The sequence below is a fragment of the Serratia sp. G204Y genome (assembly GCF_051172435.1).
Lineage (GTDB): Bacteria > Pseudomonadota > Gammaproteobacteria > Enterobacterales > Enterobacteriaceae > Serratia > Serratia sarumanii.
The window spans coordinates 81,383-92,256 of the sequence record NZ_JBPIZA010000010.1 but is presented as its reverse complement, the minus strand read 5'-3'; the positions used below and the strand labels follow the sequence as shown (position 1 = coordinate 92,256).

The window sequence follows — 10,874 nt, the reverse complement described above, 5'->3', positions numbered from 1 at the left end:
ACATGGAGCCGTGGCCGTTGGAGAGCACGAAACGGTCGCGGTCAGCCCAGTGCGGGTTAGTCGGGTTGTGGTTGAGGTAGTCACGCCACAGGACTTCGGCGATGTCCGCCATGCCCATAGGGGCACCGGGGTGGCCGGAATTGGCTTTTTGTACGGCGTCCATGCTGAGTGCGCGGATGGCGTTGGCAAGCTCTTTACGAGAGGACATGTTTTACTCCAGGTCGGATAAAAAAAGCAGTCAAGTTCCCTATTTTCTCAGACTCCACATCACAACGGCAATCCCTAATGCCAAATGAGAGCGAGTTCACCACTTATTAGCACGATTGGACGCTTTTTCGGAATAACACTATTCTCGCCCCGGCTGGCGTACACTAGGCTCTTGCAACAAGATTTCCTCCAAGCAAAATGACTCTTTTACCTTGTTACCTTCACAGGAAGATGGCGTTATGAAGATCCGTACCTCTTTGATTGCGTTGGGCATTGCCACCCTGGCAACCGGCTGTCAAAACCTGAATACCGAAACCTTGATGCAGTCCGGCGCGCAGGCGTTCCAGGCGGCGACCCTGAGCAACGACGACGTTAAGGCCCTGAGTGATAAATCCTGCGCCGAGATGGACAGCAAGGCACAAATCGCGCCGGCCGACAGCACCTACGCCAAGCGTCTCAACAAAATCGCCGCGGCGCTGGGCGACAACATCAACGGCACCCCGGCCAACTACAAGGTCTACGTGACCAAAGACGTCAACGCCTGGGCGATGGCCAACGGCTGCATCCGCGTCTACAGCGGCCTGATGGACATGATGAACGACAACGAAGTCGAAGGCGTGCTGGGCCATGAAATGGGCCACGTGGCGCTGGGCCACACCCGCAAGGCGATGCAGGTGGCTTACGGCACCGTGGCGCTGCGCACCGCGGCGTCCTCCGCCGGCGGCGTCATCGGTTCGCTGTCGCAGTCGCAGCTGGCGGACATCGGCGAGAAGCTGGTCAGCGCCCAGTTCTCGCAGAAGCAGGAAAGCGAAGCGGATGATTACTCGTTCGATCTGCTGAAAAAGCGCGGCATCGATCCGAATGGCCTGGCCACCAGCTTCGAAAAACTGGCCCAGATGGAAGCCGGCCGTCAGAGCAGCATGTTCGACGATCACCCGTCTTCCCAAGCGCGCGCTCAGCACATTCGCGATCGCATCGCGGCAGAGAAATAACCACGAGAACGCCCGGCAATCGCCGGGCGTTTTTTATCGTCTCAATACAGCGTCTTCTGCGGCGGCCCGGCGAAGGTCAGCGGCCCGACCTGCTTCATGTCCACCTCGACCACCGACGGCCCCGGGTAGTTGATCGCCTCGGCCAGCACGCCGTTGAACTGCGACGCCGCGTCCACCTTCCAGGCTTTCAACCCCATCGCTTCGGCGATCTGGGTAAAGGCCGGCGTATGCAGCTCGTTGTAATACTGACGCCCGGCGAAGTACTTGTCCTGAATGCCGCGCATCACGCCATAACCGCCGTCGTTCATGATAATCAGGGTGATGTTCACCTGTTCCTGCGCCATGGTCGCCAGCTCGCCCAGGCCCAGCGCCAGACCACCGTCGCCCACCAGCCCCACCACCTTGCGCTGCGGGTTGGCGATCGCGGTGCCGATAGCCATCGGCAGCCCCATACCGATGGCGCCCGCCAGCGAGTGAATGTTGCACAGCGGCGAGATCGCCCGGAACAGCCGGCTGCCCCAGACGCTGCCGGAAACGGTGATATCGCGTACCAGCAACCCGTCCTGCGGCAGCGCGGCGTCGATGGCGTCGTTGAGTTTGGCGTATTCGCCGGACTGCTGGCGCAGCGCGCGCTCCGCCTGCTGCACCGCCCCCGCGATCTCGGCATCCCACTCGGCGTTGACCTTCTCGCCGGGGCTCAGCCGCGCCGCCAGCGCCGCGAGCAGCGCCGCACAGTCGCCGTTGATCTGCTCATCAGCCAGATAGTTGCGGTTGGCCGCCGCCGGATCGATGTCAATCTGCACCAGCGGGCGCGGCAGCGGCAGCGTCCAGGTGCGGGTTTCATTACTGCGCAGGCGCGAACCGGCCACCAGCGTCAGATCGCACTGCGTCAGGATCGCTTCGATGCTCGGTGAGTTATGGAACGCCCGCAGGCTGCGCGGATGGCTGTCCGGCAGAATGCCGCGCCCGTGGGTGCTGGAGATCACCGCTACGCCGGCGTCCGCCAGCTTGCGCACCGCGTCGCCGCAGGCCAAGGCGCCGCCCCCCAACCACAGCAGCGGGCGCTTGGCCTGTTTCAGCCGCTGATGCAGCCGTTCCACCGCCGCATCGTCCGCCTGCGGCAGCGGCGCCGGCGCCAACGGTTCGGTCAGCACCGAACGGGAAACCAGGCTGCTTTGAATATCGATCGGGATCTCGACCGCCACCGGGCCACAGGGCACGGTTTGCGCATCCAGGATCGCCCGCTGGATCACCGCCACCGCCTGCTCCGGCGAATTGACCCGGTAAGCGCGTTTGGAGCAGGCGCGCAGGAAGCCGAGCTGATCGCGGGTTTCATGAATAAAACCGGCGTCGGCGTCCAGATAGGCTTTTTCCACCTGGCCGGTGATATGCAGCAGCGGCGTGTTGGCGTTGAGCGCCTCAATCATCGCCCCCACCGCGTTGCCGGCGCCGGCGCCGGTGCTGGTCAACGCCACGCCCAGGCCGGAGAAGCGCCCGTGCGCGTCGGCCATGGTGACCGCCCCCGCTTCGCCGCGCGCCGGCACGAAGCGAATTTTATCGCGCTGCCCCACCGCATCGGCGATCGGCAGATTATGAATCGAAATGATGCCGTACATCGCCGACACCGCGTACTGTTCCAGAGTCCGGGCTATCGCCTCGCCAACCGTGATTTTATCGCTCATCATCTGCCTTCTTAGGGTATTCGTTATTAGGGTTATGCGTAGAGGTGTCGGCCTAGTCGCTCCAGCGATTCACCTGATGGCTCAGCGCCAGATACACGCTTTTCTGCTGCATGTAGGCCTTGATGCCGTTCAGGCCTTTTTCGCGGCCCAGCCCGCTTTCCTTGAAACCGCCGAACGGCGTGGAAATCGAGAACGTTTTGTAGGTATTGACCCAGACGGTGCCGGTTTCCAGCCGCTCCGCCAGCGCCATCGCGCGAGGGAAGTCGCGGCTCCAGATGCCGGCCGCCAGGCCGTACACCGAGTCATTTGCCTGTTCGATCAGCTGTTGCTCATCGTCAAACGGCAGCGCCACCAGCACCGGGCCGAAGATCTCTTCCTGGCAAACGCGGGCGTCGTTGTTCAAGCCTTCAATAATGGTCGGCAGGTAATAGCTACCGCTCGCCAGCTGCGGATCGGCCGGCGCTTCACCGCCGATGATCACCCGACCGCCCTCCTGCCGCGCCAGCGCCACGTAGTCCGCCACGCTTTGCCGATGTTTGGCGCTGATCAGCGGGCCGAGGTGCACGCCCGGCACCAGCGGGTTGCCGATGCGCAGCCCCGCCGTCAGTTCGGTCAAGCGCGCCAGCAGCGGCTGATACAGCGAACGATGCACGAACAGCCGCGAACCGGCGATGCACGCCTGGCCGGCGGAGCTGAAGATGCCGTAGCAGATGCCGCGCGCCGCCTGTTCCAGATCGGCGTCCTCCAGCACGATGGTCGGCGATTTGCCCCCCAGCTCCAGCGAGGTGGGGATCAGCTTGTCGGCGGCGATGTGCGCCAAATGGCGCCCGGTACTGGTCCCGCCGGTAAAGGCGATCTTTTTCACCAGCGGATGGCGCGCCAACGCCTCGCCGATCACCGAACCTTTGCCCGGCAACACGCTGAGCAGCCCGGCCGGCAGGCCCGCCTGTTCGAACAGCTCGGCCAGCTTCAGCGCCATCAGCGGCGTGGCTTCGGCCGGTTTAAGCACCACCGCGTTGCCCGCCGCCAGCGCCGGCGCCACCTTCTGCATTTCGCTGGCGATCGGCGAGTTCCACGGCGTAATGGCGGCGATCACCCCCATCGGTTGGTACTGGCTGAGCGTCATCACCTCGGCGCTGCGCGGGGTCGGCAACTCGCCTTCCAACACCTCGCAGGCGGCGGCAAAGTAGCGCGCGGTCGCCGCCGCGCTGGCCACCAGCCCGCGGGTCTCGGCCAGCGGCTTGCCGTTGTCGCGGGTTTGCAGCTCGGCCAACTGCTCCTGCTGCGCCAGGATCAGGTTGCTGACGCGGTAGAGGATCGAGGCGCGTTGATGCGGCACCAGCCCGCGCCATTCCGGCGCGCGCCAGGCGCGCTCCGCCGCTTCCACCGCCTCGTTCACGTCCTCGACGTTGGCGGCGCGCAGCCGCGCGTTGACGCTGCCGTCGGCCGGGAATACCGAAGCCATCTCTTCGCCACGCCCTTCACGCCAGCGCCCGGCGACAAAAATATTCAATCGTTCCATGCTCCGCTCCTGCCGTTCAGGCAATAAAACCGCCGTCCACCAGACGGCGGCAGGCTTGTACCGCGCTCAGCGCCGCCAGGGTTGATGTTTTGGGATTGCTCGCCAGCGGGGTGCCGCTCAGCTCGATGTGAAATTCGCCAAAGTCGCCGCATACCTGCAGACGATGGGTATTGCGCCGGGTGGCGGGATCGACCTGCAGGCGCACCCGGGTGGCGTCCATCCCTAGGCCGTTGAGCGCAATGGTGGCCGCCACGTTGGCATTGGCCGGGAACAAACGCGCCGCTTCGCGCGCCGAGCCTTCAAAAAATACCTGCGCTTCGCTCACCACATCGAGGTCGATCAGTTGCTCCGCCGGGCTGCCTCGCCAGCTGGCCGGGCTTTTGCTGGCCTGATAAGTCACGCTCTCCAGCCCGCCTTCGCGCGCCGACGCCAGCCCATCCATCCCCGCCACCGCACCGGACAGCACGATCAGCTGCCCGTGATGGCGGCGGCAAACCTGCTGCAGCCGCTGTTGCAATGCGGCGTCCGCCAGCGCGCCGGTCGAGATCAGCGCCAGCGGCCAACCGCGCTGCAGCACCGCTTCGCCGAACTCCGCCACCGCCTGCTGGCTGGCGCACTCCAGCACCAGATCCGGCCGCTGCAAACACTGCTCGGGATGGGTCAGCGCCTGCACCCGCCCGCCAAAGGCCGCGGCGATCGCCGCATGATGAGCCGCGCGCGCCAGGATCCAGCCAACCTCCACGCCTTCCGGCAAACGGGCGATCACTTCCTTCGCCATCGCGCCGTAGCCAATCATCATGATCTTCTTCATCTTTATCGGCCCCTGCTACACATGGCGGTTAAAGCCGCCGGATACGTCCAGCGCCGCGCCGGTGGTAAAGGAAGCCAGCGGCGAAGCGAGGAACAGCAGCGCCTGCGCCGGCTCCTGCGGCTTGCCCAGGCGCTTCATCGGGATGCCGCGCCGTTCGGCGATCGCCGCCGTCCACTGTTCCCAGCTTTGATCTTTATCGCTGCGCTCGTCGAAACGGCGGCGCCACTGGCCTGACTCCACCATCCCCAGCAAGATCGAGTTAACGCGAATGCCTTTGCCCACCAGCTCTTTCGACAGCGTCAGCGTCATGTTGAGCAGCGCGGCGCGCGCCGCCGAGGTGGCGATCATGTGTTCTTCCGGCTGCAGCGCCAGCAGCGAGTTCACGCAGGTGATAGACGCGATCGCCGACCGTTCCAGCGCCGGTAAGAACGCCTGCACCGGGTTGATCACGCCGAACAGCTTCAGCTCGGCCTCATGCAGCCAGGCTTCGCGCGGCGTCTGGTCAAAATGGGCGACGAAGCCCTGACCGGCATTGTTGATCAGCAGATCCACGCCGCCGAAATGCGCCGTCACCTGAGCGGCGAACTGCGCCACCTGCTGCGCGTCCAGCACGTCGCAGCGCAGCGCCAGGATCTCCGCCTGCGGAAACTCCGCACGCAGGCTGGCCTCCGCGCCGGCCAGTTTGTCCGGATCGCGGCCGCAGAACGCCACCTTAGCCCCTTCGGCCAGCAGCAGCTTCAGGGTTTCGAAACCGATGCCCGACGAGCCGCCGGTCACCACCGCCACCCGATTCTCAAGCTGAAAATTCATCGTTGGATTGCTCCCGTAAAGTCCCGCAGATAGCGGTTGAAACACGCCGGCGCGTCGAGGTAGCTGGCATGGCCGGCGGCGGCGATCAAACGCAGCGTCGCGTCCTGCTCACGCGCCAGCTCGGCCGCCTTCTCCGGCGGCGTAATGCGATCCTGCTCACCGCACCAGACTTCCAGCGGGCCGCGATAGCGCGCCAGATAGCGGTCGATATCGTCGTTGGCCAGCATCCAGGCGGCTCTCAGAAAGCCGTCGGGATCGAGCTGCTGCATGCCGTTGCGCACCCAGGCGATGTCCTGCGGATCCGCCCCTTCACGCAGCAAGGCCGCCGCCCGCTGCTCGCCGTAGCCCACCGGCCCCAGCGTCTCTATCATCTGTTGGCGCTGGCCGTACACCTGCCGGCGTTTTTCCTCCGGCGCCGTGGCATAGCCCTGCGCCGGATCCGCCAACGCCAATCCACATAACCCGTCCGGATAGCCGGCGGCATAGGCGCTGCCGATCAGCGCCCCCAGCGAATGGCCGACGATCAGCGGCTGCGCCAGCTGCAGCTCATCAATCAGCGCCGCCAACGCCGCCGCATAACCGGCGGCATCGGCCTGCGGATCCGCCAACGGCAGGCTGCCGCCGTAACCCGGCGCGTCCCACGCCAACAGACGGTGGCCATCCGTCAGGCCGCTATCGTTGAGCTGCTTGATCCACGAGGCCGATCCGGAGCTGATGCCGTGCAGCAACACCACCGGCCGCCCCTGCCCGGCCTCGCGCCAGCTCAGGGTATACGCCCCGCAGCGTGCCCGTTGGCGTTGCGCCAGGCCGTTCATCAGTTGCGCTTCACTTTGGACAGCGGATGATCCGCCGGATAGGTCGGGATCTCCGGCTTGGCGGTGCCGAGCATCACGCACATCAGCGCTTCTTCCTCACCGTGGTTGAACAGGCCGCGATATACCCCCGCCGGCACCGAGATCAGATCGCGCTCTTTCAGCCTGGTTTCGTAATACTCTTCGCCGTCCTGAATCATCAGCGTGATGCTGCCCTTCAGCATGAAGAACACTTCCTCCACGTCGTCGTGCAGGTGCAGCGGGCCCTCGCACTTCGACGGCAGCACCATGGTGGAGAAGGTGAAGTTGCCCGCCGGAATGGTGTTGGCGTCGCTGGCCACGCCGGTGGCGCCGGTGCCGATGTAGCGCATCTGCGCACGGCGGTATTTCGGATCAAAGTCGGCCTGGAATTTCAGCGCGTTCCAGTCGTATTTACGGCCTTCGAAGCGGGCGATGCGCGACTCTACCCAGTTTTCCATCGACAGATCCTGCGGCTTAACGCCGGCTTTGTTCTCAACCTGAGACATGTTGTCACTCCTCTGTTGAATCGATTGATTAATCAGTACTTTCTCAGTAACGGCAGCAGAATGAGGCAGCCGACGAAAGCCATCACCACTAGGAACAGCAGGCCGTTATCCATATTGCCGGTGGCGGCGATCAACGCCCCCATCAGCACCGGCGCCAGCGCGCCGGCAAAATTGCCCAACCCGTTGAAGATGCCGCCGGCGGTGGCGCTGACCTTGCTGCTGGTCGCCTTCGCCAACAGCGCGAAAATATTCGGCGCGCCGGCGCCCCACATAAAGGTGCTGAAGGCCATGGCGGCGATTACGCTGTAGGTGCCCTGCAGGTGCAGCACCACCGCCAGACCGAGGCCGGCGCCGCACAGAGACAGGAAACAGGCCAGCGCGCGCCGATCCAGCTTGTCCGACAGCCAGGCGCCCAGCACTTCGCCGAGCAGCATGGCGATGAACGGCAGCGAAGAGAGGTAACCGGCATGCTCCAGATGAATGCCTTTCCCCTTGATCAGATAGCTCGGCAACCAGCCGTTCATGCCCCACAGGTAGGTCAGGAAGGCGATGTTGAACAGGCAGATCATCCAAAAGTGCGGGCTGCGCAGCAGCTCGCGGCGATGCTGTTTGCGTTCGGACACCGCCGGCTTGGTTGCTGCCGCCGGGCGCGCGACGTTCAGGTGGCGCATGCCGAACAGCACCAGCAACATCACCGGCAGCGTCAGAAACGCCATAAAGAAGAAGGTGGCCTGCCAGTCGAAGGTATTGAGGATGTACAGGGTGACCGGGAAGCCAAGCGCGGCGCCCAGCGGCGTGCCGAGCAGCCACAGCATGGTGGCGCGCGCCTGCAGCTGCGGCGGGAAGGCCTGACGAATAATGGCGTAGGCCATCGGCAGCAGCGGCCCTTCGGCGATGCCGAGCAGAATGCGCAGCGTCATCATGGCGTGATAGGAACGCGTCATCCCCATCAACACCATCAGCACGCCCCACACCACCATCATGCCAATCAATACCTTGACCGGATTAAGCCGATCGCCGATGCCGCTGAGCAGCATCGAGGAAATGCCGTAGGAGAACAGAAACGCGCTCATCAGCAAACCCAGCCGCGCCGGGTCAAAACCGATGCCTAACGCCTGCTGAAACTCACTATCGGAAAACAGCGCCGCGATGCTGATCTTGTCGAAAAACGCCAGCAGCACGCAGGCGAACAGCGCGATCGGCACCGACCAGCGCACCCGCTGCTGCGGATTTTCGGCAACGGCTTCCCCCGCCCGTCCAGCGCGGGCGTCAATGTCTTGCGTAGTCATAAAACGCTCCCGAGGTTCGGGCGTTATTTCAACGCCATCAAAGAAAACTCCGCATCCGCCAGCTGCTGCGGATCCAGCACCCGGCCGCTCGCCAGCCAACGCTTGCCGAGCTTGATGGTGCGCGCATCGTTGAACGCCACCATCTGCACCAGCTGCCGATCGGCGTTCAGCGTGAAGAACACCTGCGACTGCGGCGTGCGGCGCACCACATGGTGCACGCCGCCGCTCGGCACGCCGAGGATCTGGATATTGGCGTCGTATTGATCCGACCAAAGCCAGGCCACGTCGTCATACGGTGCGGCGAAGGCGTCGAGCATCGCGCAGGCGGTGCTGATGGCCTGATTTTGCGCGTAGGCCCAGGACTGCAGGCACAGGCCGAGCGTCGGGTGGCGCGCCACGTCGCCGGCGGCGAAGATCGCCGGATGGCTGGTGCGCCCCTGGCCGTCGACCACGATGCCGGACTCGATCGCCAGCCCGGCGCTGCGCGCCAGTTCGAGATTCAGCTCGACGCCGATCCCCACCACCACCAGGTCGAAGGCCTGCGGATCGCTGACTTCGCTGCCGATCCAGGCGGCGCCATCGCGATCTTCCAACGAGATCTCGCCGCAGCCGCACAGCACCGTGACGCCCTGCTGACGATGCAGTTCGAGCAACGCCTGTGAAACGTCGGCGCCGACGCTGCGCATGCACAGCGCGGGCTGGCGTTCAAACACCGTCACCTTGGCGCCGAGACGGCGCGCGGAAGCGGCGATCTCAAGCCCGATCCAACCGCCGCCGACGATCGCCAGGCGCCCGCAACCCTGCAGGCCCTGCCGCAACCGAGCCGCATCGTCCCAGGAACGCAGCGTCATCACGCGCGGGTGCTGCGCCCAGGCGGCGCCCGGCAAACGCGGCCGACCGCCGGTGGCGATCAGCAACTGCTCGAACTGCAGCCGTTGCCCGTCGCTGAGCGTGACGATTTGCTGTTCTGCATCGATGGACTCGGCGCGCAGCGGGCGACGCCAGTCGATATTCAGCTCCGCCACCGTCTGTTCGCTGAACAGCCGGCTGAGGGGAGCCGCGGCATCCAGCAGCGCCGCTTTCGACAGCGGCGGCCGCTCGTAAAAATCGTAGGGTTCGTCGCTGACCACCGTCAGCCGGCCGCTGTAACCGCGATCGCGCAGCGTCTTGGCCGCCCAGCCGCCGGCCTGGCCGCCGCCGACGATGACGATGCCCGCGTGTTCCGGCCGGTTCATAACGCCGCCGCCTTTTTATGCTGGCGGCGCGTGTCGTGATCGATGCCGCCCTCTACCGCCCATTCGGTGAAGGAGACCAACGAATGCTCCAGCTCGCGCGGCTGCCAGTTTTCCGTCAGATAATCGTCGTTGGTGTAGTACTCGAACGCCCCGCCGGTCGGGCTGTTGACGTACCAGAAATAAGCCGAGGAGATCGGGTGGCGGCCGGGGCCGATAAAGGTGCTCCACTTCTCCTTGTTCATGGCGATGCCGCCGCCGATCACTTCGTGGATATCGCGCACGGTGAACGCCACGTGGTTCAGGCCCCGTGGGCGGTTCGGCAGCTTCAGCAGGAACAGGTTATGGTGGCCGCCGCGCGCCTGGGTGCGCAGGAAGACGGCGCGATCGATATAGCGATCGGAAACCTGGAAATCCAACAGCTCGCGATAGAAACGCTCGGTCGCCGCCAGATCCTCAACGAAGAACACCACGTGGCCGATGTTGATCGGCTGTGCCTGCGCATAGACCGGGCTGGGTTGATCGATGCGGCGCACGTCGCCCCATTGGTTGATTGGCGTGACCGGCACCTCGACCGCCTGCTGGCGGCTGACGACGAAGCGCAGCGTCATGCCGTTGGGATCGAGACATTCCAGCTCTTCTCCCACCTGCCGGAAGCCGGGCATCAACGCCAAACGCGGTTGCAGGCGCGCCAGATCGGCGGGCGAGGCCACGCCCCAGGTCATGCGGCGCAGGGTAGAACCACCTTCAAACGCCGCAGGCAGCGCCGCGCTTTGCAACGGGTGCAGGACGATCCGCGCCCCGCTCAGGGTAGTGAATTCGCGCTGCGGTTCGCCCCAATGTTGCGTGGCGGGCTGCAGGCCGAAGTCTTGCATGAATTTTTCGCAGGTTGGCAGATCTTCGACGCCAAATTCCAGTTTTTCGATTCCGATTACGCTCATTGTTCAGCCTCACGTTCTCGCTGCATACGGTTTTCAGGCATGAGTCAAC

10 protein-coding genes and 1 pseudogene are annotated in these 10,874 nt (G+C 64.6%); 1 reads left to right on the top strand and 10 read right to left on the bottom strand.

Annotated elements, in window-relative coordinates:
• Positions 1-208 (bottom strand): annotated as a pseudogene (locus ACSBQQ_RS24225) (transketolase); the annotation flags it as partial.
• 238 nt (positions 209-446) lie between these two features.
• Here ACSBQQ_RS24225 and ACSBQQ_RS24220 point away from each other — a divergent pair.
• Positions 447-1,199 carry a M48 family metallopeptidase gene (locus ACSBQQ_RS24220; protein ID WP_033635890.1) on the top strand — a complete coding sequence of 251 codons (753 nt, stop codon included), beginning with the start codon at positions 447-449 and terminating at the stop codon, positions 1,197-1,199.
• 41 nt (positions 1,200-1,240) lie between these two features.
• On the opposite strand, the gene ACSBQQ_RS24215 is transcribed toward ACSBQQ_RS24220, so the two are convergent.
• The 9 genes from ACSBQQ_RS24215 to ACSBQQ_RS24175 are packed head-to-tail and all read right to left on the bottom strand — an operon-like array spanning position 1,241 to position 10,825.
• Positions 1,241-2,881, bottom strand: coding sequence for a thiamine pyrophosphate-binding protein (locus tag ACSBQQ_RS24215; protein ID WP_033649627.1), 1,641 nt, complete (start codon positions 2,879-2,881; stop codon positions 1,241-1,243).
• A gap of 52 nt (positions 2,882-2,933) precedes the next feature.
• Positions 2,934-4,403, bottom strand: coding sequence for an aldehyde dehydrogenase (locus ACSBQQ_RS24210; RefSeq protein WP_033649626.1), 1,470 nt, complete (start codon positions 4,401-4,403; stop codon positions 2,934-2,936).
• Positions 4,404-4,419: 16 nt separating this feature from the next.
• Positions 4,420-5,214, bottom strand: a complete 795-nt coding sequence (locus tag ACSBQQ_RS24205; RefSeq protein WP_043147995.1) for an aspartate dehydrogenase — start codon at positions 5,212-5,214, stop codon at positions 4,420-4,422.
• 15 nt (positions 5,215-5,229) lie between these two features.
• On the bottom strand, positions 5,230-6,024 hold the full coding sequence (locus tag ACSBQQ_RS24200; RefSeq protein WP_041036613.1) for an SDR family oxidoreductase: 795 nt from the start codon (positions 6,022-6,024) through the stop codon (positions 5,230-5,232).
• Positions 6,021-6,839: an alpha/beta fold hydrolase gene (locus ACSBQQ_RS24195; RefSeq protein WP_043147999.1), complete on the bottom strand. Its 819-nt coding sequence runs from the start codon at positions 6,837-6,839 to the stop codon at positions 6,021-6,023. Before ACSBQQ_RS24195 ends, ACSBQQ_RS24200 begins: the two co-directional genes overlap by 4 nt.
• Entirely contained in the window at positions 6,839-7,363 is a 525-nt protein-coding gene (locus tag ACSBQQ_RS24190; protein WP_004937634.1) for a cupin domain-containing protein, read from the bottom strand. The genes ACSBQQ_RS24195 and ACSBQQ_RS24190 overlap by 1 nt, the downstream gene beginning before the upstream one ends.
• A gap of 32 nt (positions 7,364-7,395) precedes the next feature.
• Entirely contained in the window at positions 7,396-8,652 is a 1,257-nt protein-coding gene (locus ACSBQQ_RS24185) for an MFS transporter (protein WP_033635897.1), read from the bottom strand.
• Positions 8,653-8,675: 23 nt separating this feature from the next.
• Entirely contained in the window at positions 8,676-9,887 is a 1,212-nt protein-coding gene (locus ACSBQQ_RS24180; protein WP_060388217.1) for an NAD(P)/FAD-dependent oxidoreductase, read from the bottom strand.
• On the bottom strand, positions 9,884-10,825 hold the full coding sequence (locus ACSBQQ_RS24175) for a VOC family protein (RefSeq protein WP_060429423.1): 942 nt from the start codon (positions 10,823-10,825) through the stop codon (positions 9,884-9,886). The genes ACSBQQ_RS24180 and ACSBQQ_RS24175 overlap by 4 nt, the downstream gene beginning before the upstream one ends.
• Positions 10,826-10,874: the final 49 nt, after the last annotated feature.